A 24,195-nucleotide genomic window follows, 5' to 3' on the forward strand; every position below is an offset into this window, starting at 1 on the left:
CAGATAAAAGGGTATTGCTAATTTTGCATCGCGCTTTATCGTATCATACCGACAAGCAGTTGTGACGTCTACACAATGTCGATAAGGTTATATAGGGTATAGATTATAGAATAACTATCGTGCTCATCTGTACTTGGCATACTAAGGTATTACTCAAGCGGTGCTGTCTTACATTTAAATCCATTCACATAAACTATAAATATTAGAATATATCAAAAATGTCACATTTTAGGACTAACTATCAGTTTGCACCGACAGCTTGCGCCAATTGTGCTGCAGGTAAGTAGCCACCTACTTGCTCACCTGCTTCAGTAAAGATGGCAGGGGTACCACGCACACCTAGTCTTGATCCTAAAGCCATATGCGCTTGCACAGGGGTAGCACAGCTAGGTGCTTGCACGTTGGCACCCATTTTTGCTTGATCCATCGCTGCGTTGCGATCCTGACTGCACCAAATCGCTTCCATTTTTGGCACAGACTCCTGACTGCGTGGCCATGCCAAGTAACGCACTTCGATACCGCGCGCATTGATGTCATCCATCTCTTCATGCAGTTTACGGCAGTAGCCACAGTCGGCATCAGTAAAGGCGTAGACGACCGCTTTGGTCTCACCTTTTGCTGGATAAATAATCATCTCTTTTTTATCGACTGCTTTTAATGCTTCTTGCGCGGTACTAGCCGCCAAAGCAGCACTGATATCCACTGGCGCAGCACCGCCAACGGCAACGATCTGTCCTTGAATAATATGCTTACCCGACTTATCAGTAAAGAAAGAGGGTAGCCCTTCAGCAGTCACCCAATAAATACCATTCATATCTGTTGGTACCGCTGAGACGATGGTTTCTTCGATACCAGAGGCCTTTAGGTTTGCTTGTAATGCGCTAACCACTGCAGAGTCGTTATCAGCTGACACTTTGGCTGGCGCATCCTTGGTCTGCGCCGCGTTGACAACACTGGTGTTACTGGTTGCATCCGCTGCATTGTTTGAGCAGCCAGCAGCAATACCTACTAACAAGGCACTCATCACAAAACGAGATAGGATAGTACGAGAGAAAAAATTATTCGTCGTGGTATTTTTGCTAATAGATGACGGCATATGGATTTCCTATAGGCATCGCGCCTAGACATGAGTTCGTTATATACAAAGCGTTGTGGACTACAATATATAGTAAAGTGTCTGAGTAGTATTTAAAGGGTTAATTTTACAGAAGTTTTTATAAATTATTGATAATAAAGATAAGCGGTAAAGTCGCTATATTACCATATTTATGGATAATGACAGCTCAAATGCATCGTCTAATAAATGCAAATAATCCCAACTTTTAAGAATAGCTGACAACACAAATTCAAAAAATAAGATACATTTGTACTATGTAATATATAGGCGTGCCCTTGTAATCTACTGCTAACAGCATTGTTTTTATAAGAATTTTAATAAAATACTTTGTTTTAATGATTTCAGCACGACTTACTTCAACAAATTTGCTTTAAGGAGCACACATGGCAGGTGCCAGTTTATTAACCTTACTTGATGATATCAGTGTGATATTGGATGACGTCTCCGTCATGACCAAACTCGCTGCCAAAAAAACCGCTGGCGTGTTAGGCGATGATTTGGCCTTGAATGCTGAACAAGTTACTGGTGTCAAAGCCAACCGCGAACTACCTGTTGTCTGGGCAGTAGCCAAGGGCTCACTGATCAATAAGCTCATTTTGGTACCAGCAGCGTTATTGATTAGTGCGATTTATCCACCGCTTGTCACGTTTCTATTAATGTGTGGCGGTCTGTTTCTAGTTTATGAAGGGGCAGAAAAAGTTATACATCGGTTTTGGCCACATGCATTGCCACATGATGAAGAACAAAATGCCCGTCGAAAAGCCAATGCGGATGAAACAGTAGATTTGGTTGCTTTTGAAAAAGAAAAAATCAAAGGCGCGATACGTACAGATTTTATTTTGTCAGCTGAGATTATCGTGATTGCGCTAGGCGCAACGGCAAGTGCTACTTTGCTAGAACGCAGTTTAGTGCTGTCTATTTTAGCGATTGGTATTACGTTTGGTATTTATGGTTTGGTCGCTGGTATTGTCAAAATAGATGATGTGGGCCTACATTTGATGGAGCAAGAAGGCACGTTCAAACAAAAAGTAGGTAAGGTGATGTTTGCGGCTGCGCCGAAGCTTATGAAGTTTTTATCCATCGCAGGGACATTGGCTATGTTCTTGGTGGGTGGTGGTATCTTGGTGCATGGTATTGGCTTTTTGCATCATGGCGTAGAAGATATCGCGCATCTCACTGGTATTTTTGAAGGGGTAACAACTACCGTATTAAATGGTGTTATTGGTTTTATTATCGGTGCGGCAGTTGTGGCATTGCTTACCATTATTGATAAAGTTCGCGGCAAAGATAATAAGGCTTCTTCTACTCATTAAACTGGCCTATATTGTTATCTGAATATCAAACTTTTTTCTAAATGAATAATTAAGCTTTGTCCTACCAAAATAAAAAGCCCCAAAGCTATTAGTAGCTTTGGGGCTTTTATATCTCTGCTTCTATATATTAGCTTTCGCTATCGGTATCATCAGACGCAAGCTTCTCAGCTTGGGTCGGTTTTTTATGATCCGTTTTAGGCTTGCGACTGCGTGCCTTTGGAACCTTTGGCGTCGTCAAATTAAACATGCCTGTCTGTGGCAGCAATTGCTCAGCCACATTCTCGATCATGTTTTTATAGCTGGCGATGGTGGTCTTAGACTTAGCTGTCTGACTGTCATCTTTAGCAGATTCTTCTACTTTAGATTCGGTCATTTGCTCAGACTCTTCTGCATCCGACTTTTCTACATCCGCCTGTGTTGCATCAGTTTCCGTCGTATTGACTCCTTGTGCCTCACTAGCTTGAGCTTCTGCACTATTAGCAGCTGATTGCGCTTGCTCGACTTCTAGCAGTTTTTCGCTATCAGAGCTGACATGGTCTGTCTGCGCTTGATTTGCCAGTGCTGTCGCTTCAACGTTATGTGCATCCACTTCGCTATTATTTTGTTTAGTGTTTACTAGCGATGCTTCATTGCTCGAAGTCTGCTCTGTAGGAACACTCAACACAGCTGGCTCTTGGTAGTCAGGATGCTGACCGCGTGGATCATTGCTGGCACGTTTGCCAATAGCGCGTGGTTCAACGGCGGTTTTGCCTTGAGCTGCTGCAAATTGACTGACTGCTTGAGTCATCGCTGCGAAGCGTGCCAAGTAATCTGCTGCTAATGGCTGGTAGCCATAGTTGCTAAAGTCAAAGCGCTGACTGGCCATATCGTTACTATGGCTGTCATCAACAGTGCTCTCGACATTGGCGCTATTATTGGCAGATTGCGCTTGCTCGTTATACAAGGCAATTGTCTCAATAAAGCAGCTGATAACGCCGTTTTCTGCTAAGCGAGTTTGCGCGTCTGGCAGCGTCGCACGAATAAACTCACCAACGGTGCCACGGATCACGGCTGTACTTACAGTAGTAGCTTCGACTTGAGGTGTTGTTTTCGTTGCTTTTGCTTGCTGAGCACGTACCACACGTGGGTCGTTGCTAGCTTGACCAAACTTCTCAGCAGTCACGTAACGTTCGCTAAACAGTGATTCATGTGTTAGCTCAAGTGCTGAGTTACTCATGCCTTTATCATTCGCACCACTGTCATCAGCTGGAACATTTTTAGCATCTTCAGCTTTACTGACATTAGCAGTGCTCTCAGCTTTCTGATGCTCGGGCTTGGCTTTGACATGCTCTGCTTCAACCGTTTTTGGACTCATTGACTGACTGTCTATGTCGGCAGCAGAGGCTGGTTGGCCGCTAGTAGAGGCTGGTTGCGCTTGTTCTGACTGATTTTTATCGTCAGTGCTCTGCTTACGGTCAGGTGCATTGTTTTGCACTTTAGCGTTAGTCGTCGCCTCTTGATTGTCGTGAGTCTGATTCTCAGATGTCTCTACCGTACCCTTCTTATTGTCACCTTTCTGCTCAGTATTTTTCTCACTGTTGCTAGGCTTATTGGCAGTTTGCTGAGTAGCGTGCTCTTTTGTGCTCTCACTCTTTGCCGTGCCATTTGTTGAGCGGTGTTTATCGCTAGATTGAGGCTTAGCAGGCGTGGACTTGCTATCATCTAAAGATAAGTGCACAACTTCTGACGCCTTTAGCTTAGTCGGTGCTTCATTGACTTGTAGCACGACTTCATTAGGGTCCTGACTACGACGTGTGCCAGATTGGTTTTTACCATTGGCGTCGTCATTATTTTTACCATTTTGCTGCTTGTTTTGCTTAACATCGTCAGCCGTTAGCGTCTCACCGCGCTCTAGCTTTCCGCGTGAGCCGCGTTGGCTATGCGATTTACGCTTAGCACGGACTTGCTCATCAGCTTTTTGGCCAGTTTCGTTGTCAGTTTCATTACGATCATTTGTTTTTTGGTTATTGTCTTGACGATTGCTGCTGTCTTGACGGTTATTACGATTGCGATCGTTCGCACGTCTGTTTTCCTGTTGGCGCTTATCTTGCTGTTGTTGGCCTTGCGTGTCAGACGACTTCACATCAGTGCTGTTGTCCGTGCTGCTATCGGCATTGTTAGTCGTCTCATCATTCGCCTCTTTTCTTTGACGCGGCTTTGAGTTTCTTGACTTACGTGGTTTGCGTCTTCTTCTATCTTCGTTGTTGCTGTCATCAGTATCGCTATCATTACGACGCGCCTGTTGACGATTAGCGTTGTTATCTGATGGTTGGCTGTCGTTTTTCTGATGATTGTTTTGTTGAGTTGGCTGCTCACTATTTGAAGCGGCACTATTCAATGCATTGCTATCCACTTGGCCAAATGAGCCTAAGCTTTGTGCGCCAGTATTTACCAAGGCCTCGATCGCTTCAGCAGCATCGTGACTACTGACACTAGGTGTGGTGGTGGCTTGCGGTGCTTGCGCAAACAGATTTGATAACCAAGCGACTGCTTTTGGTTGAGCAGTGGCTTCAATATTTTGAGTCTGCGCTACGACTGGTGCTGCAACGTTTTGAGGTTGACTGGCTTGTGGTGCGCGCGCTGGCGCAGCGTCATTAGCATTTTTGTGATTACGGCGATCATTGCTATGATTTACGGTATCGTTCTGTGTAGCTGCGCTCTGCTTGTTGTTATCATTTGATGGTTTACGAGGCTGGCGAGTAGGCTGCTGCTCAGGGCGCTCTTTTTCAGCCGTTTGCCAGTCGACATTGTAGCCAAGGTCACTGTGCTCTTGTTGCTGGGTATCAGTGATACGCTCGTAGCTCGATGGAGCAAAGCCATCGCGATTAAAGTGCAGCTTAAAGTTCGGTGATTCTAAATGCGCATGTGGCAAAATCGTGATACGCGTGCCACTGTCTTGCTCAAGATAAACCAAGCTATCGCGTTTCTCATTCAACAAGAACGCTGCGATATCCGTTGGAACTTCCGCTTGTACTTCACCTTGGCGTTCTTTGAGCGCAATTTGTTCAATTTGACGCATGATGGATAGCGACAATGAACGCAGATCGCGAATCATACCGTTACCATGGCAACGCGGGCAGATATAGCCTGTTGATTCTTCTAGAGACGGGCGTAGACGCTGACGGCTCATTTCCATCAGACCAAATTTAGAGATATCGCCAAACTGGACGCGAGCACGATCATATTTGGTCGCATCGATTAGACGCTTTTCTACTTCCTTTTGATGCTTATTGTCATTCATGTCAATGAAGTCAATAACGATCAAACCGCCCATATCACGTAGTCGAAGTTGACGAGCAATCTCATCAGCGGCTTCTAAGTTAGTGTGATAAGCGGTCTCAGCGACGTCTGAACCTTTAGTCGACTTAGCAGAGTTGATATCGATAGAGACCAGGGCTTCTGTTTGGTCGATGACGATTGAGCCACCTGATGGTAGGCGCACTTCGCGCTGATAGGCCGTTTCAATTTGTTTTTCGATATTAAAGCGCGAGAACATGGGCTCGTAATCGGTATATTTGCGTAGCTTTTCGGCTTGTTTTGGCATTACTGCATCAATAAAGCCTGCTGCTTCGATATAAGCGTTTTCGTTATCGATCCAAATCTCAGCAATATCATCACGCAAATAGTCACGGACAGCACGTGTAACGACGCCTGCTTCTTGATGGACGAGGCGTGGTGACGGGTATTTTTGGTTTTGTTCTTGGATGGCCTGCCAGATATTGAGCAAATGGTTAAGGTCATGCTGTAAGTCTTCTTGCGTCTTGCCAATACCCGCTGTACGAATGATAACGCTCATGCCTTTTGGCAAATCAAGATTGCTCAGCATACGTTTCATGTCTTCGCGCAGCTTACCTGAGATTTGACGTGAGATACCACCGCCACGAGGATTATTTGGCATGAGTACCAGATAGCGACCAGCTAAAGAGACATACGTCGATAGGGCAGCGCCTTTATTACCACGCTCTTCTTTTTCGACTTGGACGATTAGCTCGTCGCCTTCTTTAATCAGTTTTTTGATGTTTTCATCACGTGGGTTACCGCTTAGATATTCAGCAGAGATTTCACGAATCGGCAAAAAGCCTTGGCGCTGAGAGCCATATTCGACAAATACCGCTTCAAGCGATGGCTCAACACGGGTTACATGGCCTTTATAAATGTTAGATTTTTTTTGCTCGCGGGTACGATTTTCTAAGTCGAAATCGTATAGATGATTGCCTGTACATAAGGCGACACGAATCTCTTCGTTTTGAGTTGCGTTGATCAAAATGCGTTTCATATTTATATCCTATGAGTACGCATAACAACGATGAGACAGTCTTTAAAAGATAGTGGCAAGTGTGGCTAACATGACATTAGCATTTGTAGATATCAGTGAACAGTAGAACGTAAATCGTGGGATTCGTAAAGCACGTGGGCTTTTTCAATGGCTTCTTTTTTACCTGAAGTGATGAGCGGTGCTCACATTAATATAAATAATATAGGGTGTAAGGCTATGATACTTATATTCTATTATCAATAAACTTGGTACATATATGAATATGTCAGCGAATAAAAACTCTCTTAATGTCAGTACGTTCTATTGGTAGTGATGTTGGCGCACGTTGTAAGCGTGGGCGACGGTCAGTTACGGGTCTAAAAAATACTGATATTAAAAAGGCATATTGCGATAGCCATTCATCCTTCAAAGTCTAACAATAATATCGCGGTCATGATTGCTACTATATATCGTAGCGTCATCAGTCAGCGGTTATCTATTCAGGCAAAGCGATTGGTTACTCTTTATTTATCGTTCTTTATATATCGTCAATAATATCTTGGGTGTCTCAAGGTCAGGTATCACAGCTTTGGTTATCAGCGGGGCGTACTTGGCAAACAGAGTAATGGACCAGCTTGTCAGCATGGCATCGTATTTACCTCTTTATCGTCATCTGTTTGACCACCAATACTCAGGCAGCTATCGAGTTATTTTTCGATCCTAACGCTAAACGACCCATACTTGCTCAACTATGCTGTCATAAAGGACCATCAGATAAGTAATTATTAAATAATAAATAGTTATCAAAAAAAGTCGTTGTCATGCAGTTAGTGAGTCAATGTGGTGTTGTCATCCGTTAATAAATAGACTAATCGTCAAAGTTATTAACGCGATGGTATTTAGTGTCACTATTTGTTTTATGGTACCGAGTAAAATTCGATACAGTGTTTTAATTTATAGGGCTATGTTTGGTAACGAATACCTTTAAATGCTAACGCCTTTAAACGACTGGCCCTACAATCAGATGAAACGTTTCATAGCAGCAGGGTAAATAGCATAGACCTCTTTACTAGCAATCAGTAAGCACTGGAAAGCAATAAAACAGTAACCAGCTATCTGAAACAACAATGATTATTGCTGTCGCCTCTGCTTAATTGTCGCTCAACATGCTAAACTATAACAAATCTTTGTGTAAATACCTAACTAAAAATGACAAACTCAAAAATGACTGACGACGCTCCTACCCATGAAGCCCCTGCTATTTTCAATAGCAAAACACGCCCACAAAGCGCTGACGATGAGATTAGTAACTTCGGCAAGGTAAACTACCTTGAAGTGACGCGACATCAACATGACCAGCGTTTGGATAACTTTTTGCTGAACCGTTTAAAGGGTTTGCCAAAATCGCACATCTACAAGATGATTCGCTCAGATGAAGTGCGCGTCAACAATAAACGCTGCAAGGCACATGACAGAGTGCAGCGTGAAGACGTTGTACGTATCGCACCTGTGGAGTTGGCAACACGTGACAAACCTATCATCAGTACTGAGTTTGCCAAAAGCTTGCTGGCACGTGTGGTCTATGAAGATGAAGGTCTGCTAGTACTAAATAAGCCTTCTGGTATTGCGGTGCATGGCGGTAGTGGCTTGGACTTCGGCGTCATCGAAGCCATGCGTGAAGTGACGGGTAAAAAGTATCTAGAACTGATACATCGCATCGACAAAGATACGTCAGGTCTATTGATGATTTCCAAAAAACGCTCAACGCTTAAAGTATTGCAGCAGCATTTGGTAGACAAGACTATTCAAAAGCACTATCTATGTCTGGCGAAAGGACAGCCTGCGCTTAATGAGCAACGTATCAATGCGCCGTTGCTACGTTATACGCTTGCTAGTGGCGAGCGCCGTGTCAAAGTAGACGCACAAGACCTACAAGCGAAAGAAAGCCAAACCGATATCATCGTTCATGATCGTTTTATGATTAATGGTCAGCCAGTAAGCCTCATCGAAGCCAAGCCACTAACTGGCCGCACGCATCAAATCCGTGTGCATTTGGCTCACATCGGTCATGCTATCTTGGGTGATGATAAGTATAACGTGCATGATAAATCAGGCGTTCATCGTCTGTGTCTGCACGCGTGGCGCTTAGATATTCCGGGTTATGACGCTATTACCGCACCATTGCCAGACGACATGGCCGATTGGCTTCCAGAGACAACCAAATTGCCTGAATAAGTCTAAATATAATCATTTTGGTCTAAAAATTTAGACCTTTATAGAAACATGAAAACGTCACGATATCTTATTTTTATGAATAAGCCACCGTGACGTTTTCGTATCTGTTATTTACTATTGTTATTCGTTAAGGTGAATCCATGACTGCATCATTTACCACTGATACGCCAGAATTTACTCAACACTCTCAGCTCGCAGATGAGCATCGTCTATCTGATAAGACACTAGTCATTTTTGACTGGGACGGCACGCTAATGGATTCTATCGGCTTAATTGTGGATTCCATGCACGTGGCTGGAGAAGCACATGGATTTGAGACGACCGATAAAGCGGTAAAAGATATCATTGGTCTAAGCTTAATGAATGGTATCGAGATTTTATATCCTCATGCAAATGAGTCGCAGACGCTCGCCATTCAGCAGACTTATGCAGAGTACTATATTGCTAATAGCCACTGTACGCCGCTCTTTGAGCCGATAGAGGATATGTTGCAGACTCTACAGGAACAGGGCAAAAAGCTCGCTGTTGCAACTGGTAAAAAAAGAAAAGGGCTAGATCGTGTATTAGATGCCTCTGAGAGCCGCGATTATTTTGTCATGACACGCTGTGCTGATGAGTCAGGCTCAAAACCTGATCCGCAGATGTTGACTGATATCTTGAATTACACGCAGCAGCAAATATCTGATGCCGTGTTCATCGGTGACAGTATCTATGATATTCAAATGGCAACAGCATTGGGTATGACCAGTATCGCGGTCAACTATGGCACGGCAACAAGTACAGAGCTTGCCGCTCAGCAGCCGACATATCAGGTTGATACGCCGCAAGCATTGGCTAAGCTATTATGTGCTTAAATAAAAGCCTTTTTAGCTTATATAAAAAAGGGGTTAATCGTTAATATCGACAAACCCCTTTTTTTATTTGAGACTATAATTTCTATTTACTTTTTTCTTGACCGCTTTCTTTTTCAATGGCGTCTTCTAACTCATCGCCTTCTAATAATGCAAAAGAAGATTCAATGATTTTGTCATTATCCAGTTGATAGTCGTACCATCTACCCATGACACCAGCCAGTTCATCAAGACCTTCTTTTCTCAAGGCTGAAAATAACTGGATGGTACAGTTTAAGCCGAGTTTTTTGAGTCTTTTGCGGGTATTGAGTAGGGCGTTTTTAGACGCACCATACTTAAGCTTATCCGCTTTAGTCAGCAGGATGTGTACGGGTAGGTCACCATCTTTTGCCCAATGCAGCATCTGCTCATCAAAAAACTTGAGTGGGTGACGAATGTCCGTCATAAGCACTAGGCCGGCAAGGCTTGAGCGCGATACTAGATACTCTTCTAGCTCGACCTGCCATTCTTTTTTCATCTCAAGTGGTACAGCAGCATAGCCGTAACCTGGCAAATCAACCAGTCGTCTATCAGGGTTACCAATACTAAAAAAGTTAATCATTTGCGTGCGTCCAGGCGTCTTGGACGAGCGTGCAAGCTGGCGCTGATTGGTCAAAGCGTTGATGGCTGAGGATTTACCAGCGTTCGAGCGTCCTGCAAAGGCAACTTCTAATCCCATATCAGGTGGGCAAAGCTTAAAGGTGGGCGCTGAGGTCATAAATTCAGTCTGCTGAATTTTCTGACGGGATTTGGTGTTGAACAGCGCATGTTCGGCAGCAACATCGGTAAACGGGGTATTCATAAATGGCTCATTAATCTTAAAAAATTAGATACGGGTATAAAATTCTAGTTAGCTGGTGGTTGGCTTAAACCATGACTTCAATTTAGCAAATATGCAAAAAGTGGTCAGAAGCTCTTCTTTATCAGCGCTTATACCTTATAAAGTTAGCGATTTGATATTATCCGCTATTCTATACTATTACCTGTCTTACTTATTGAAATAACTGCGATTAGCATCATATAAATAGTAGGATAACATTAAAGTTAATTGTTGATTAGAATAAGTGTTTAGTGTTAACAAAGCTGAATATAATTTATCTATGTTTGCATGACATATATTGTTACAATATTTAATGAAAGACATTTAGTAGAACGATTGATGAGACACGTGAAATCTCACGAGGAGGTGCTCTATGTTTTCAATCAATAGAATTCTTAGCAAGGGCTATCATGCTTTAACAGTTGGCAGTGCTGCTTTATTGCTAAGTGGCATCATGATCAGTAGCGCAGGTGCGGCTGATATTGCTACGACTTATAATAACTCATGTGCAGCCTGTCATGATAGTGGCGCACTAAATGCTATCAAAAAAGGTGACAGTGCCAAATGGCAGAAACTTATTGAGCAAAAAGGCATGCCGACACTCATTAAATCTGTTAAAAGTGGCATGATTCAGATGCCAGCAGGCGGTCTCTGTGACACCTGTAGCGATGATGACTATCGCAATCTTATCGAGTATATGAGCAAGTAGTCCATCTAGAAATGAAGCTTGAAGCGATAAAATAGAGCGCTGGGTTTATAACCTGAATGCGCTTTTTATTTTTGCCCTGTACTTTAAGCTATGCGCATTAGAAAACTGATGAATACTATGATTAAGTAGGCAAATGATACAAAGTCTTGCTATAATAATCGAAAATAAACCCTGATGTTAGTAAGTACTTTCAGACTGCTTGTGTCCAAGACCTCAAAATATATGCCACGCCTATGATTAAAGAGGCGGCTATATCAGGTATCTTATCAGTGCAATCACTCTAAATAATGCTTACGCCGAGCTAGTAGGATTTGTATCAATGAAAAAGTTAATCGCTGCTGCCAGCTTATGCGTTGCAAGTTTCAGCGTACAAGCTGCTATTATTGTTCCTGAGTATGACGTCGATGCAGGTCAGAAAATTGCAGAAACCGTCTGTGCTGCTTGTCATGGTCTTAATGGGGTCAGTATTGTTCCTGCGCAGCCAAACCTTGGCGGCCAAAACGTAAAGTATCTTTATAAACAGTTAGTTAACTTTAAAGCAGGCTATCGCAAAAACGGTATCATGCAGTCACAAGTTGCTAACTTGTCTCAGCAAGATCTAGCCAACGTGGCAGGTTACTACTCTAGCCAAGCACCTTGGGGTGTTGGATACGGCAACCCTGCAACGAACCAAGAAGCCACCAAATTATTCTTGGGTGGCGATAAGTCACGCGGTGTGATTGGTTGTGCTGGTTGTCATGGTCCCGACGCTGCAGGTAACCCTTGGGCGGCGTTTCCAAAATTAGGCGGACAGCATGCTCAATACATTGCCACTCAGCTAAAACTATTCCGCGCTGCTGGACGTGCTGATGATATCGATAGCGATGATCAAAAACGAGTCAATGATGCTGCAAAAGAAGGTGAGATGGGCATGATGCAAACTGTTGCATCGAAACTATCAGACCGTGACATTCGTATTTTGTCAGACTATGTGAGTGCTATTCACTAATTAAACGGCACTGATGATCAATGTCTGATACGCACGTTGTAGATAGAATTACTGAGCACCTTGCACATATTGATCATGTCTGAACTACTAAACCCCGATTTCGGGGTTTTTTTATAACTGTTTGTCCCTTATATTGAAAAGACAATGTACAGCTGAATTCCTTCACAGAGGCAACTCATTGCTCTGTATAATTATAAATTACCGTTATTCACTTTATACCATACTCAAAAATGCGATTAGCTGTATCGAACTCGTTTTACTTGCTACTGTCGTCCTTGTGAATGGTATTAGATCGTTTGGATTGAGATTATGATGATCCGTTATGCTTCTTATTTTATCGCGGTATTGTTACCGTTATTATTATTTCGCTGGTTCGCCCCTGCGTCAATCGGTGAGATCGATTTTTGGTTATTATGGCTGTTAGCAATGGTGTTAGTCGCGTTGCCAGTCGTTTATGCTGAGATAGCTTTGGCTTATCGTAGTGTCGAGGGACCTTTGGCTGGTATGCAAAAGCTCACTCGCGAATCAGATGCAAGCCCAATATGGCGTAGCTTTGGTTGGCTGGCTGCACTGGTCTCTATTGTGATTGCAGCATTGATCATATCAGGTGCCAGTACAGGGATATTAACCGCCTTGACTGAGCTTAATAGTACCCCTGATGTGCCAAGTTTTGCGGTTGCCGCAGGGTTGATGGTTATCACTGTGCTATTAAGTCTGCTTGGGACCGCGCCTTTGCCTATTGGCCTCGGATTGATGGTCGTTGGATTAATACTGGGCATAGCAAATGGTGTGCCTAATATTAGTTTTGCTATGACGGATATCAGCTTGGTTGAATGGGCGCGGGCAGTGGCGCTAGCATTGGTCAGTGTTGGTGCGGGTACAGGATTATACTGGTTCGGGCAAAACTTGGTCAGTAAGCAGACGATCACCGCCGTGGAAGCAAACAGCCAACAAGCACAAAATAAGGCCGCTCGTGATTATCGTGCCACTAAGTTGGTATTACCGATTTGGATTTTGCAGTTATTAGTAGGGGTCGTCGCGTTATTTATTAGTGGTATATCGTTACCACCGATTGGACAACTACTCTATTGGGCCGGCGTACTATTCGTAGTCAGCTATTTGCTGCATTACAGTACTCAGCAGTTAACGCATAAGTTTGGGCTATTAGTCAGCTTGATAATAACTTTTGTTTTAGCGTTGCTACTGGTGGTTGCGATTCCGACGACTTGGCTGGTAGGCATTCTAGTTATAGTGAGTAGTGTAGCTGTACTACTATTATCAGTATTTGCAGGATGGCAGATGAAGATCAGTCATTTGCGCAAATCATTGAACTTTAGCAGCGAAGCATTCTACAACTTATGGCGAGTCGCGATACGTCTCGTCGTACCGCTGGCATTGCTATTGGCATTAATAGGTTGGGTGATACAGTGGTTGAGCTAACAGGTGATGGCAGTAAGCATAGCAACGCGCTGCAATCGGAGTTAATGACAGTCTATCTGGCGTATGCGGAAGATGAGCAGCGCCAGCACTATCTGGCTTTGCAGGTTACCCAAGGTACTAGTTTGCATGAGGCACTAGGTCAAGCTGGCTGGCTTGAAAAATTTGCAGAGCTGGCAAAATGGTGTGAGCAAGTAGTAGACATTACAACGCCAGCGGCTAAACGTTGGCATGTGGGCATCTATGCACAAAAACAGCCGCTGAATTATCTATTGCAGCCTTTTGACCGTATCGAGGTATATCGCAGTTTAAGCGCTGATCCAATGTCTCAGCGCAAAAATAAATCTCGCGGTTAAGTTATTATTTATTTTAACTGTTAGTCATTCGAGCTGATAAGTCGTACTGCTTACGATGCTGGTAAGCTCTCGATACCTTCGATGCGAGTGACTAAACCATTATCATCAAAGTAGACGACTAAGTGTTGGCTTGCATTTTTGACATCAGCAATGCCTTTACGGCGGCCTTCAGTGCCTGCTTGGTAATCGTAAATGTAATCCCAGCGCTTAGGCTCAAGGGTATCTCTAATAGCAGGACTGCCAAGGATATAAAGTACTTGGTTCTGATTCATCCCTACTTTTAGTTTTTGTGCTTGGGTTTGAGTAATCGCTGTGCCTTGAGGCAAATCAATCTTATAAACGCTCAATAGTGAGCAGCCAGACATAGCGACAGTAGCGCTCAGCATACTGGTGATGACAATGTTACGTAGCACACTGGCATGGCTTAACGGACGAAAATTTAATGTCTTTATCATGGTAAGATGACTCATAAGAAATGAATTAGGCGCGATCAGAGTTAGAAGGTATCAGTCTGACCGACAATCTTGGACAAATGATACGTCATTTACTTGCAATTGCCTACCACTTACGACATTATTTACCAAACACCACCTGAATGGTTTTATTATTTATATTTTAAATTCATAGGCTTGCACTGCGGTTATTCAGGGAATTATAAAGCAGTCCGTCACCTCATTAGCACTGTTTTGAGGGTGTTAAAACCACTTACATTTAATGAAGAATAATCATCAACGATTATTTATCTCATATTTTTTAGTTTTTCATTTGCTAAGACTGTCACAGTCAGAAGGGATATTATGGCTTCTTTTACCAATCAAGATTTACGTAGAGCAGGATTGAAGGTTACGTTACCTCGTATCAAGATTTTAGAGCTGCTAGAAAGCGCCGAGCTACACCATATGAGTGCAGAAGAAGTATACAAAGCGCTCATCGAACAAGGTGAAGATGTTGGTCTTGCCACAGTCTATCGCGTACTCACCCAATTTGAGCAGGCAGGTATTGTAGAACGTCACAACTTCGAAAATAATCTGTCAGTGTTTGAAATCACCCAAGAAGAGCATCACGACCATCTGGTCTGTGATGTTTGTGGCAAAATCATTGAGTTTCATAATGAGATGATCGAGGAAGAGCAGCTGAAAGTCGCAGAAAAGCATGGCTTTAAACTATCAGGTCATTCGTTGGTCTTATATGGTATTTGTGCTGACCAAGCTTGTAGAGACAGTGCCAAGTAAAGACCTTGGTTATCACTTAAAGTTTTATTTTCATACATGACTCTAATATTTCTTATATTAAAAAGCCCTCACTATCAATAATGAGGGCTTTTTTGAGTTTAATTTTTCAGTATGTACAGATGTTGCTCTCAATAGCTTAGCTGATGTCTAACGATAAACTATCAGCACCTTCATCTAAATTAGCCTTACCGTTTTTGCTACTGAGCTTAATTTTCAGACGTAAGTCGTTAGGGGAGTCAGCATGCAAAATTGCTTCTTTATAAGTGATTTCTCCTTGTTCATACAAATCAAAAAGCGCTTGATCAAAGGTTTGCATACCGCTGTCTCGCGAGCGTGTCATGACATCTTTGATTTCATGCACCTCACCTTTACGGATATAGTCGCTAATCAGCTGTGAGTTTAACAAAATCTCAATAGCAGCACGGCGTCCTTTGCCATCAGGGGTTGGAATGAGTTGCTGGGCGATAATGGCCTGCAAGTTCAGTGACAAATCCATAAATAACTGGCTATGACGACTGGTTTCAAAGAAATGAATAATGCGGTCAATTGCTTGGTTGGCATTATTGGCATGCAAGGTTGCAAATACCAAATGCCCTGTCTCAGCGTACTGGATCGCGTAGCTCATGACCTCGCGGTTACGAATCTCACCAATCAAGATGACATCTGGTGCTTGGCGCAGCGTGTTTTTTAGTCCTGCTTCAAATGAATGAGTGTCGATACCGACTTCACGCTGAGTGATGATACAACCACGATGTTTATGGACAAACTCGATAGGGTCTTCTATGGTAATGATATGCCCATGAGAGTTTTGGTTACGATGTCCAATCATAGCCGCGAGCGTAGAAGATTTGCCTGTGCCAGTCGCGCCGACCAGCAAGATAATGCCGCGCTTTTTCATGGCCAGTTCTTTGAGTGCTGGCGGTAAGCGTAGTTCCTCAACAGTGGGGATTTTATTCTCAATTTTCCGTAAAATCATTCCTGCCATATCGCGCTGTATGAATGCACTGACCCGAAAGCGTGCTTGCTGTGCTTCATCAGATATAGCAAATTGACACTCGTTCGTCTCTTTAAATTCTTTTTGCTGGCTAGGGGTCATCACCCCTTTGACTAACATCATGGTTTGATCGGCGGTCAAAGGGGTTTTACCGACAGGTAAAATTTTTCCATTTACTTTCATGGAAGGTGCTACATCAGCAGTAATAAAAAGGTCAGAGCCATTTTTATTAATCATCAACTGCAATAATTTATCAATGTCCATATCGTACCTGCATTCGATGTAAGTCGATTAAAAGTTATTTAGAGTAATGTATTAAAGGTCATTTATAGAGACCAATAACAATCTAGCACCATTCACGCTTTCGTGTGATTTGGCTGAGACTATAAAAATGCCTCAGGTTGCTTGGCATAAGGACGAGCCACATCTTTACTGATGGTGCCTTTGCCTACCAAGTTTTTTAGCGTCTGATCGAGTGTAATCATGCCTTCGCCTGCACCCGTTTGAATGGCAGAATACATCTGAGCAATTTTGTTTTCACGTATTAAGTTCCGGATAGCGGGTGTACCCAACATGATTTCATGAGCTGCCACACGTCCACCAGCTTGACGACGTAGCAGTGTTTGAGAAATAACCGCTTGTAGTGACTCCGATAGCATGGCACGAATCATGTCTTTTTCGGCGGCGGGAAACACATCGATGACACGGTCAATTGTTTTAGCGGCTGAGCTAGTATGCAGAGTGCCGAACACCAAATGTCCTGTTTCTGCTGCCGTCAATGCCAAACGAATGGTTTCGAGGTCACGTAACTCACCAACCAAGATGACATCTGGATCTTCTCGCAATGCTGAACGTAATGCAGGCTCAAAGCCCAAGGTATCACGGTGTACTTCACGCTGGTTAATCAGGCTTTTTTTCGATTCATGAACAAATTCAATCGGATCTTCAATCGTTAAAATGTGCTCTTTACGGCTTTCGTTAATATAATCAATCATGGCCGCTAGCGTTGTTGATTTTCCCGAACCAGTTGGGCCGGTAACCAATACCACGCCACGTTTGAAGTCTGAGACACGTTTGAACACGTCGCCCATCCCTAAGTCTTCCATGGTCAATACTTTAGAAGGGATGGTACGGAATACCGCGCCTGCGCCGCGATTTTGATTGAATGCATTGACTCGAAAACGTGCCAAGTTTGGAATCTCAAAAGAAAAATCTGTCTCAAAAAACTCTTCAAAATCAGCGCGCTGCTTGTCATTCATAATGTCATAAATGAGCTGATGAACCACTTGGTGCGTCATCGCAGGCATATTGATGCGTGTCATCTCACCATCGGTACGAATCATCGCAGGCATGCCAGCTGAAATATGTAAATCCGATGCTTTATGTTTGACCGTAAAACGTAGCAAGTCTTCGATACTTAAGGTGTTTTTTTCAGCCATAATCCGATATTCCTATCAATTAGTCAGGGTAAGACAAAAGAGCATAAAGGCACGTGGTAAACTATCCATCAATCGCTTTGTTCAAGCGTAAAATATGGAAGAGTGAACCAGCATGCAGTCTTTACCACCGCTATCATATTCAGTAGCATATGTTAAAGCATGTAACAATATCATAACAAGACTGTGAGTATTTAACCATCTACTCCTTTAAGAAAATATGAAATTCATCATTTTTCAGCCAATTTCATACATGAACGATGGGTTATTTTTTATTAAAAATATTCAAATCAAGCAGCCATTCTTAGCCATAAGCTTTTTATAAAACCTATTAAAAATTAAGTGAACTTTGAGAGCCCTATATATGATTGATATGAAAGAGACAAATCAAAGTATTGATAATCAGGCGCTTGTCGCTAATTGGCAGCAAGTCAAAGAGCAAATGACCAAGGCCTATGAACAGGCATCTGAGCGAGATAGTAGATCTGCCAATACTACAATTTTGCTAGCCGTGTCAAAAACCAAGCCTGCCAATATGATTGCTACTTTGGCGAATGAAGGACAGCAGCATTTTGGCGAGAACTATCTACAAGAAGCCATCGAAAAAATAAATACGCTAAAATCGAATCCTGAATGCGCGGATATCGTCTGGCATTATATCGGTAGTATTCAGCGTAATAAAACACGCGATATTGCCGAGCATTTTGATTGGGTGCAAACCCTTGAGCGCGATATCATTGCCAAACGTTTAAACGACCAACGCTCAGATGAGCTCCCAGCATTGAACGTACTGATTCAGGTAAATATTGACAACGAAGACAGCAAGTCAGGTTGCTTACCAGCAGAACTGCCAGCATTGATCACAGCGATTAAAGGCTATGAGCGCTTGCAACTGCGCGGGTTGATGATTATCCCTGCCAAAGCAGATACAGATGCCTTTGCCCGAACCAAGGCATTGTTTGACGATATCAAAGCCAGCCATCCAGAGTTGAATGCTTGGGATACGCTTAGTATGGGGATGAGTGGTGATATGGCAGAGGCGATAGAAAACGGCTCTACCATGGTACGTGTTGGTACGGCTATCTTTGGTGCGCGAGACTAGTTTTGTGCGCAAGGCTAAAATGCTGCGTTCTAGGCCAATTGAATAAATGATTAATTGGCCAATCAATCAAACCGTATCTTCTCGTTTGGTCACTAGCATTTGAGTGATTTTCAGATTATCGGTGGCAATGATTTCAAACCGATAATTGGCATACTCGATCGTATCGGTCTTCTTAGGAATTTTGCGAAGCATATACATCATAAAGCCGCTGATGGTCTCATAGTTCTCACTGCGTGGTAAGTCGACGATATCTAATGCACGAATGACATCTTCAATAGGGGTCATACCATCGATCAACCATGAGTTATCTGTACGCTGGACAATAGGTTGTTCCTCAAGCGTTACCAGCTCACCCATCACGATACTCATGACGTCTTTGAGCGTGATAACCCCAACCACGAGCCCATACTCATTTACAATTACCGCAAAGTCTGCACCAGTAGACTTAAACATCTCGAGCACTTCAAACAAAGACAACGTATCAGGCACAAAGAGCGCAGGCTTTAGCAGGGATTTGTTTGTCAGGCTAACCTCTTGCTGGTTTAGAACCAACGCCAAAAAACTGCGAGACTCTACGTAGCCAACGATATGTTCCAAATCATCATCATGGCAGACCAAAAACTTATTATGCGGCTGCTCGATCATGACTTCTACGACGGCTTCGGTACTGGTTTTGGTATCGAAATAAACGATATTTTCGCGTGGGTTCATCACCGAGGTGACGGTACGCTCTTGCATATCAAAGATATTTTCTATCAGATGATGCTCTTGTTTTTTGATCACACCCGCTTCAGCACCCGCATCCATGACGGCATAGATATCCTCTGGGGTCATATCGTCTTGGCGTATGGTCGAGATACCAAAAAACTTAAAGAGAATATTTGCAGCACCATCGAACACCCATATGATCGGCTTTAATACAAAAATTAATAGCATCATAGGGCGTACCAGTCGCACCGCTATCATCTCAGCATTCGACATCGCCAAACGTCTGGGCATGAGATCGGCAAGTAGCGAAAACAAGCTGGTGATGAGTACAAATGATATGACCGATGCGATCGCTTCACTATTGAATAACTGCTCTAGATAAGGACTGATGGCTGATTCACCCACGGCACCAGCCGAAATAGCAACCGCATTTAGTACTATTTGTACCACGGTGATAAAACTACCAGGATGCTCCTGCATATTAAGGACATCAAGTGCGCGAACATCGCCTTCTTTTGCCATAATTTGCAGTTTGATTTTACGCCCTGCGGCAATAGCAATTTCAGCGGCAGAGACAAAGGTACTCAAGGCAAGTAGAAGGAGAAGAAAAACACTAGCAGTTAGCAAGCTCATGACATACTCGAAAAAGAAGTAAAGGTAATTAAGTCAAAAATATTGGGTAGGTTTATGTGGAAAAAATAGGAATATCTATAAATTGTTTGGTGAATAAAAACCAAAAAAGCTGGGCAAGCACCCAGCTAATAGGAAAAATTTGACGTTTTATCAAACGATCTGACTTGCACCTTTCAACTCATAAATTCGTAAATCATATAAGCTGAAAGGCAAGTGCGATTTAGCCTTTAATCGACCACTTATTGACCAATGGATAGCGGCGTTCACGTCCAAAAGCTTTGTGGCTGATCTTTGTACCGATTGGCGATTGCAAGCGCTTATATTCGCTATTGTCTACCATCTTGATGACTTTTGCGACCATCTCAGCATCAAAGCCTTTATCGATAATTTCCTGATAGCCCATATCTTCATCGATATAAGACATCAAGATACCGTCCAATACATCATAATCAGGCAAGCTGTCTTGATCTTTTTGATCTGGACGTAGCTCAGCTGACGGTGGACGAGTAATAACGCGCTCAGGGATGACAGGCGTGTCTTCTAGGCGATTGCGGTAGCTTGCCAATTTATAGACTTGTGATTTATACACGTCTTTTAGTACGTCAAAACCGCCAGCCATATCGCCATACAGGGTCGAGTAACCAACCGCTAATTCTGATTTGTTACCTGTCGTGATGACCAAATGACCAAACTTGTTGGACAGTGCCATCAATACAACACCGCGAGCACGGGCTTGGATGTTTTCTTCAGTCGTATCAGCTGGTGACTTGTTAAATAGAGGCGCTAACGTATGACGGATACCTTCGACGGCGTCGAAAATAGGACACACGGTATAAGAGACATTTAAGCGACGTGCCTGAGCCTGTGCATCTTCTAGACTGATCTGAGAGGTATATTCGTAAGGCATCATGACGGCATAGACCTTGTCAGCGCCCAACGCATCAACAGCGATACAGAGTGTCAGTGCTGAGTCAATACCACCTGACAGACCCACGATAATGCCAGAGAATCCTGAGTGATTGACATAGTCGCGTAGACCGACGACCAATGCCTGATACATCTCTGACTCACGGCTTAGGGTCAACGGCGCTTTGGCTTGGGTATTGAATTTAGCCGTTTTGACATCTAAAGTGGCCAATAATAACTGGTTCATAAAGCGCGGTGCTTCATGGGCCACGCTGCCATCGGCTTGTACGGCCATAGAGCCGCCATCAAACACAAGGTCATCTTGACCACCAACTGCATTGACATAGACGATAGGCAAGTTGTTTTCACGGCTGCGCTTGGCAAGCATCGCTTTACGGTTGTCTTGCTTTTCAATCTCAAAAGGCGAGGCGTTTAAACTAACAATGAGGTCAGCACCTTGTTTTTTGAGTTCGGCAATCGGGTTTTTGTCCCATAAATCTTCACAGATGAGCAGACCAATCGTAATGCCTTTATAGTCAAATAAGACTTGATTACGACCTTTATCAAAATAACGGCGCTCATCAAATACACCATAGTTTGGCAACATCTGCTTGTGATAGAAGCCCTTTTGATGACCGTTATGTAAGATAGCAGCGGAGTTAAAAGTACCGTGATGATCGACATGCGGATAGCCGACAATCATGACGATATCGTCGATGTCACTCAAGGTAGATAAAGCGCTTTTGACACGGCCTGATAAGCTTGGGCGTAGCAATAAATCTTGCGGAGGGTAGCCTAGTAGCGCCAGCTCTGGAAATACGATAACGTCAGCACCTTGTTCGCGTGCTTGTAATGCAAGCGTGCGCATTTTTTCAACGTTGGTTGCGATATCGCCTACCAAAAAATGTGACTGCGCTAAAGCAAAAGTGACCGTATCTTGTGGTTTGTTGGTCTTGCTGGCTTCATGTGAGGGGTTAAGATTGGGATTATCAGTGTCTTTTGACATTGTTATTGTTCCTATCGAGATATTATTAAAATTTGGTGAGTCTGTATTGATTTAAAATACAATCAAAGTAAGTCCGAAATTCATTCAAAACTGCGCGCTTGCTTATCAAGCTCGAATGTTGAGTTAATATAACAAGCCTAAATCCTACATAAGCGCTTAGACAATGCTTAAAAGCATGATTGCTTATGCCTCCTATCCCAAATGCTCGTGCCATCCTAAAATGAGATCTTATGATAGTCTAGAAGAAGACGATACAAGAGGGTCTGGAATCTGCTTTGATAGATGCGATGTTTATGCAACGACAAAAATAAAAGCGTACAAATGCACTTAACTATATTGAAAAGCTTAAAATAATTGCTTTAGTATAACATCAATTGTCGTGACAAATAGAACGCACCAGTGAATTCCCTGATAAGATCGCAGTTTAATAGCTGAACATAAAAGCAGCTGCGATGGCACTGTTTTTCACAGTAAATCCATGCATTATGCGCTAGTCATTCTGGTCATCATCTAGTAAGCTTGCATAGACAAAGTTGTAAGTAAAGATTACAACATAGCGTTATATAATTATCATAATCTATTGCATAATGGAGCGTAATAGCTGCGTTTTGCGCGATGTTATTTATCAGAGTGATAGTTTGTAAACACGCAGTATTGTCATGTGATTTAATGGGTTTGACACCGTTTTTTCTTTATATACTTATAATCTACCATCCTCGCTAATGGATACAGTTTGTGGACAGCGTCTATAAGCTGATGTTCATCACACATTTATAAACTTGCCAGCAAAACTATCGTTTGCTGTCCGCTCTTGGTTTATACGCTATGATTGAAAATTGGACAAAAGAATTTATTATCCAGCGCTTGCTTGCGATTACTTTGCTGGTTGCGCTGTTCGTATTATGCTTTCAAGTGGTACAGTTTTTTATTGTACCGGCATTGTGGGCGGCGATTTTGGCGTATGTGACATTCCCTATTTATGAGTTTTTTCACGAAAAAGTTAAGCTAAGCCCAGATTTTAGCGCTGCCATTATGACCGTGAGCATCTCCTTGATAATAGGTGTACCATTGGTTATTGGTGTGTTTATTTTGCAGCAAGAAGCGTTGAGCCTAATCAGTAATTTGGTCTATCGTATTAAAGTGGGCTATCTAGATGTGCCTGACTCATTCAAAGAATTACCAATTATCGGTCAGCAAATCAAAGACGTACTGTGGCGAATCAATAAAAACCCAGAAGGCACGCTAGAAGCCTTTCGTCTTTGGGTTCAGTCGCACTTGTATTATGGCAAGGTAGCATTTGATGTGGTGTTCAGTGGTCTGGCCAAGCTTGGTATGGCGCTGATGACACTATTCTTTTTTTATCGTGATGGCACCAGTCTGGTTCGCCAGATTCGTCAAGCGCTGCGGAACATCATTGGAAATCGCATCGATGGTTACATCGATTCTGTGGGTACAACCACACGTGCGGTAGTGTATGGCATCGGGCTGACGGCATTGGCTCAAGCGCTATTGGCAGGTATCGGCTATTACTTCGCTGGTGCGCCAAGTCCTATCTTATTGACCATTGTCACATTTATTATTGCGTTGATTCCCTTTGGTACGCCATTCGTTTGGGGCGGTGTGTCTATTTGGCTACTGAGTCAGGGACATACTGCAGAAGGGATTGGTTTGGCACTATGGGGCGTGTTTGTTATTAGCTGGGTGGATAATCTCATTCGTCCTATTGTTATTAGTGGTGCGACCAAAATCCCGTTTATTATTATTTTTATCGGTGTATTGGGCGGTCTGACTGCGTTTGGTTTTGTTGGATTGTTCATCGGCCCTGTGGTATTGGCTATCGGTCTTGCCGTATGGCGCGAGTGGATATCGCAGCATAAGAATGAGATATTTGCGCCGCAAGAAATCACGCTCTCTGACCCAAACGCTATAGCGCCAATACATAATCCAGAACAAGACACAGTTGGTGGAAACGAGTCTATATAGAAAACCCTTATCGATAGAGAAAATTACCAATGACAA

Annotated in this window: 18 protein-coding genes; 10 read left to right on the plus strand and 8 right to left on the minus strand. The window is 43.1% G+C overall.

Features of this window, described 5'->3' with window-relative positions; all coding sequences use genetic code 11:
• Positions 1-241: 241 nt before the first annotated feature.
• Entirely contained in the window at positions 242-1,096 is an 855-nt protein-coding gene (locus I3255_RS01915) for a DsbC family protein (protein ID WP_238036278.1), read from the minus strand.
• Between the two features lie 404 nt (positions 1,097-1,500).
• Between I3255_RS01915 and I3255_RS01920 the strand changes: the two genes are divergently transcribed.
• On the plus strand, positions 1,501-2,430 hold the full coding sequence (locus tag I3255_RS01920; protein WP_238036281.1) for a DUF808 domain-containing protein: 930 nt from the start codon (positions 1,501-1,503) through the stop codon (positions 2,428-2,430).
• A 127-nt stretch (positions 2,431-2,557) separates the two neighbouring features.
• On the opposite strand, the gene I3255_RS01925 is transcribed toward I3255_RS01920, so the two are convergent.
• A complete protein-coding gene (locus I3255_RS01925; RefSeq protein ID WP_238036282.1) occupies positions 2,558-6,745 on the minus strand; it encodes an Rne/Rng family ribonuclease in 4,188 nt (1,395 codons plus the stop codon).
• Between the two features lie 1,203 nt (positions 6,746-7,948).
• Between I3255_RS01925 and I3255_RS01930 the strand changes: the two genes are divergently transcribed.
• Together I3255_RS01930 and I3255_RS01935 are read left to right on the plus strand one after the other, a co-directional pair.
• Positions 7,949-8,959: an RluA family pseudouridine synthase gene (locus I3255_RS01930; RefSeq protein ID WP_238036284.1), complete on the plus strand. Its 1,011-nt coding sequence runs from the start codon at positions 7,949-7,951 to the stop codon at positions 8,957-8,959.
• 140 nt (positions 8,960-9,099) lie between these two features.
• Positions 9,100-9,813, plus strand: coding sequence for an HAD-IA family hydrolase (locus tag I3255_RS01935; protein ID WP_238036286.1), 714 nt, complete (start codon positions 9,100-9,102; stop codon positions 9,811-9,813).
• An 82-nt stretch (positions 9,814-9,895) separates the two neighbouring features.
• On the opposite strand, the gene yihA is transcribed toward I3255_RS01935, so the two are convergent.
• The gene (yihA, locus tag I3255_RS01940) at positions 9,896-10,651 is read right to left on the minus strand and encodes a ribosome biogenesis GTP-binding protein YihA/YsxC (RefSeq protein ID WP_238036288.1); all 756 of its coding nucleotides are present in this window, start codon (positions 10,649-10,651) and stop codon (positions 9,896-9,898) included.
• Between the two features lie 391 nt (positions 10,652-11,042).
• Here yihA and I3255_RS01945 point away from each other — a divergent pair, with 391 nt between their 5' ends.
• The 4 genes from I3255_RS01945 to I3255_RS01960 all read left to right on the plus strand — a co-directional run bounded on the left by I3255_RS01945 (position 11,043) and on the right by I3255_RS01960 (position 14,159).
• Positions 11,043-11,378 (plus strand): c-type cytochrome, encoded by a 336-nt coding sequence (locus I3255_RS01945; protein ID WP_238036289.1) that lies wholly within the window; start codon positions 11,043-11,045, stop codon positions 11,376-11,378.
• 319 nt (positions 11,379-11,697) lie between these two features.
• Positions 11,698-12,366 (plus strand): c-type cytochrome, encoded by a 669-nt coding sequence (locus I3255_RS01950; protein WP_075107765.1) that lies wholly within the window; start codon positions 11,698-11,700, stop codon positions 12,364-12,366.
• Between the two features lie 309 nt (positions 12,367-12,675).
• The gene (locus I3255_RS01955; protein WP_238036290.1) at positions 12,676-13,806 is read left to right on the plus strand and encodes a hypothetical protein; all 1,131 of its coding nucleotides are present in this window, start codon (positions 12,676-12,678) and stop codon (positions 13,804-13,806) included.
• Positions 13,794-14,159, plus strand: coding sequence for an RnfH family protein (locus tag I3255_RS01960; protein ID WP_238036291.1), 366 nt, complete (start codon positions 13,794-13,796; stop codon positions 14,157-14,159). The genes I3255_RS01955 and I3255_RS01960 overlap by 13 nt, the downstream gene beginning before the upstream one ends.
• Positions 14,160-14,209: 50 nt before the next feature.
• Here the strand turns inward: I3255_RS01960 and bamE are convergent, their stop codons facing one another.
• The gene (bamE, locus tag I3255_RS01965; RefSeq protein ID WP_058024230.1) at positions 14,210-14,629 is read right to left on the minus strand and encodes an outer membrane protein assembly factor BamE; all 420 of its coding nucleotides are present in this window, start codon (positions 14,627-14,629) and stop codon (positions 14,210-14,212) included.
• Positions 14,630-14,956: 327 nt separating this feature from the next.
• Here bamE and fur point away from each other — a divergent pair, with 327 nt between their 5' ends.
• Complete coding sequence (fur, locus tag I3255_RS01970; protein WP_201598980.1) at positions 14,957-15,391, plus strand: ferric iron uptake transcriptional regulator; 435 nt, start codon at positions 14,957-14,959, stop codon at positions 15,389-15,391.
• Between the two features lie 136 nt (positions 15,392-15,527).
• On the opposite strand, the gene I3255_RS01975 is transcribed toward fur, so the two are convergent.
• Positions 15,528-16,649 carry a PilT/PilU family type 4a pilus ATPase gene (locus I3255_RS01975; protein WP_238036292.1) on the minus strand — a complete coding sequence of 374 codons (1,122 nt, stop codon included), beginning with the start codon at positions 16,647-16,649 and terminating at the stop codon, positions 15,528-15,530.
• 119 nt (positions 16,650-16,768) lie between these two features.
• Positions 16,769-17,824 (minus strand): type IV pilus twitching motility protein PilT, encoded by a 1,056-nt coding sequence (locus I3255_RS01980; RefSeq protein ID WP_058024233.1) that lies wholly within the window; start codon positions 17,822-17,824, stop codon positions 16,769-16,771.
• Positions 17,825-18,194: 370 nt separating this feature from the next.
• On the opposite strand from I3255_RS01980, the gene I3255_RS01985 reads away from it, so the two are divergent.
• The gene (locus I3255_RS01985) at positions 18,195-18,923 is read left to right on the plus strand and encodes a YggS family pyridoxal phosphate-dependent enzyme (RefSeq protein WP_238036293.1); all 729 of its coding nucleotides are present in this window, start codon (positions 18,195-18,197) and stop codon (positions 18,921-18,923) included.
• Between the two features lie 66 nt (positions 18,924-18,989).
• Here the strand turns inward: I3255_RS01985 and I3255_RS01990 are convergent, their stop codons facing one another.
• Both I3255_RS01990 and I3255_RS01995 read right to left on the minus strand, forming a co-directional pair.
• Positions 18,990-20,264, minus strand: coding sequence for a hemolysin family protein (locus I3255_RS01990; RefSeq protein WP_201598970.1), 1,275 nt, complete (start codon positions 20,262-20,264; stop codon positions 18,990-18,992).
• A 220-nt stretch (positions 20,265-20,484) separates the two neighbouring features.
• A complete protein-coding gene (locus tag I3255_RS01995; RefSeq protein ID WP_238036294.1) occupies positions 20,485-22,176 on the minus strand; it encodes an NAD+ synthase in 1,692 nt (563 codons plus the stop codon).
• Between the two features lie 825 nt (positions 22,177-23,001).
• Between I3255_RS01995 and I3255_RS02000 the strand changes: the two genes are divergently transcribed.
• Positions 23,002-24,159: an AI-2E family transporter gene (locus tag I3255_RS02000; RefSeq protein WP_238036295.1), complete on the plus strand. Its 1,158-nt coding sequence runs from the start codon at positions 23,002-23,004 to the stop codon at positions 24,157-24,159.
• The last annotated feature ends 36 nt before the right edge of the window (positions 24,160-24,195 follow it).

It is taken from the genome of Psychrobacter sp. Ps6 (assembly GCF_022129235.1).
Taxonomy (GTDB): Bacteria; Pseudomonadota; Gammaproteobacteria; order Pseudomonadales; family Moraxellaceae; genus Psychrobacter.

Bases quoted from the DNA above. Each gene is read 5' to 3' on its own strand.
- I3255_RS01915 (WP_238036278.1), bottom strand. From the start codon at position 1,096: ATGCCGTCATCTATTAGCAAAAATACCACGACGAATAATTTTTTCTCT.
- I3255_RS01920 (WP_238036281.1), top strand. From the start codon at position 1,501: ATGGCAGGTGCCAGTTTATTAACCTTACTTGATGATATCAGTGTGATA.
- I3255_RS01925 (WP_238036282.1), bottom strand. From the start codon at position 6,745: ATGAAACGCATTTTGATCAACGCAACTCAAAACGAAGAGATTCGTGTC.
- I3255_RS01930 (WP_238036284.1), top strand. From the start codon at position 7,949: ATGACTGACGACGCTCCTACCCATGAAGCCCCTGCTATTTTCAATAGC.
- I3255_RS01935 (WP_238036286.1), top strand. From the start codon at position 9,100: ATGACTGCATCATTTACCACTGATACGCCAGAATTTACTCAACACTCT.
- yihA (WP_238036288.1), bottom strand. From the start codon at position 10,651: ATGAATACCCCGTTTACCGATGTTGCTGCCGAACATGCGCTGTTCAAC.
- I3255_RS01945 (WP_238036289.1), top strand. From the start codon at position 11,043: ATGTTTTCAATCAATAGAATTCTTAGCAAGGGCTATCATGCTTTAACA.
- I3255_RS01950 (WP_075107765.1), top strand. From the start codon at position 11,698: ATGAAAAAGTTAATCGCTGCTGCCAGCTTATGCGTTGCAAGTTTCAGC.
- I3255_RS01955 (WP_238036290.1), top strand. From the start codon at position 12,676: ATGATGATCCGTTATGCTTCTTATTTTATCGCGGTATTGTTACCGTTA.
- bamE (WP_058024230.1), bottom strand. From the start codon at position 14,629: ATGAGTCATCTTACCATGATAAAGACATTAAATTTTCGTCCGTTAAGC.
- fur (WP_201598980.1), top strand. From the start codon at position 14,957: ATGGCTTCTTTTACCAATCAAGATTTACGTAGAGCAGGATTGAAGGTT.
- I3255_RS01975 (WP_238036292.1), bottom strand. From the start codon at position 16,649: ATGGACATTGATAAATTATTGCAGTTGATGATTAATAAAAATGGCTCT.
- I3255_RS01980 (WP_058024233.1), bottom strand. From the start codon at position 17,824: ATGGCTGAAAAAAACACCTTAAGTATCGAAGACTTGCTACGTTTTACG.
- I3255_RS01985 (WP_238036293.1), top strand. From the start codon at position 18,195: ATGAAAGAGACAAATCAAAGTATTGATAATCAGGCGCTTGTCGCTAAT.
- I3255_RS01990 (WP_201598970.1), bottom strand. From the start codon at position 20,264: ATGAGCTTGCTAACTGCTAGTGTTTTTCTTCTCCTTCTACTTGCCTTG.
- I3255_RS01995 (WP_238036294.1), bottom strand. From the start codon at position 22,176: ATGTCAAAAGACACTGATAATCCCAATCTTAACCCCTCACATGAAGCC.
- I3255_RS02000 (WP_238036295.1), top strand. From the start codon at position 23,002: ATGATTGAAAATTGGACAAAAGAATTTATTATCCAGCGCTTGCTTGCG.